Source organism: Ligilactobacillus hayakitensis DSM 18933 = JCM 14209, from assembly GCF_000615845.1.
GTDB lineage: Bacteria > Bacillota > Bacilli > Lactobacillales > Lactobacillaceae > Ligilactobacillus > Ligilactobacillus hayakitensis.
In genome coordinates this window covers 1-993 of record NZ_BAML01000071.1, presented here as the reverse complement: position 1 = coordinate 993, position 993 = coordinate 1, and the positions used below count along the sequence as shown (strand labels likewise).

Below are 993 nucleotides of genomic sequence, written 5' to 3'. Positions count from 1 at the left end.
CGACCTTAATTCTTTAATGGTTCAATCCGTATTTAGAACTGTAAGTGCTAGATATAGAACAGTTGAAACTCAATTAAAACAAAGACCATTTAAGTACAAAACGGATGAGATTGACCTAAAACTGGCAAAAATATTTGGAAGTATATTCCTCGTGATTTGGAATGGTTACGAAAACCGATTAAGTTTTCTAGACCACAAGCTGATTATGTACGTTCTTATAACTACTCCTTTGTTCAAAAGGGAACTAAAATTTCAATTAACGTTCTTGGTAAACGTATTAAAGTCCCTTTTAATGCTAATTACTTACCATTTTCCTTAGAAGATAAGGATATTAAATTAGGCACTGCCAAATTAGTCTGTCTTAAAGGTCATTGGTTTTTACACATGTCATATACTAAAGCGATTAGTGAATGGCAAAAAGAAGATAATCAACATGTAGTTGGCATTGATAGAGGATTACGTTTTCTCACAACTACTTATGATGAAAAAGGTAAGACTAACTTTGTTAGCGGTAAAAGTATTGCATATAAGCGTAAAAAGTATGCTTATTTACGAAGTAAATTACAAGCTAAAGGAACTAAGTCAGCTAAAAGAAAGTTAAAACGACTAGAGCATCAAGAGAACCGTTGGATGGCAGATATTAATCACTGCTTATCTAAGACACTTGTTGAACGATATGGTCAAAATACTTTGCTTTGTCTTAGAAGACTTAACTAATGTTACTTTTGAAAAATCTAATTCCAATAAAGGACAAACTAGAGAATTACACTCATGGTCATTTTACGATTTACAGACTAAATTAATTTACAAGTCTCAAAGAAATCAAAGTCAAGTGCTAATTGTGTCTGCAAAGTATACCAGTCAACGTTGTCCTCGATGTGGTCAGATTAGAAAAGAAAACCGCAATCATTCCTTACATGAATATAAGTGTGTGAATTGCGGATTTAGAACTAATGATGACCGAGTAGGTGCAATGAACTTACAAGAATTAGG

The 993-nt window shown here is 32.7% G+C and carries 2 protein-coding genes; both read left to right on the top strand.

Annotation, left to right across the window (positions count from 1 at the left end; translation table 11 throughout):
• Positions 1–156: 156 nt before the first annotated feature.
• Positions 157–717 (top strand): transposase, encoded by a 561-nt coding sequence (locus JCM14209_RS10340; RefSeq protein ID WP_051523448.1) that lies wholly within the window; start codon positions 157–159, stop codon positions 715–717.
• A partial coding sequence (locus JCM14209_RS10335; RefSeq protein WP_225349704.1) for a zinc ribbon domain-containing protein occupies positions 677–993 on the top strand: 317 nt, incomplete at its 3' end. The genes JCM14209_RS10340 and JCM14209_RS10335, both read left to right, overlap by 41 nt.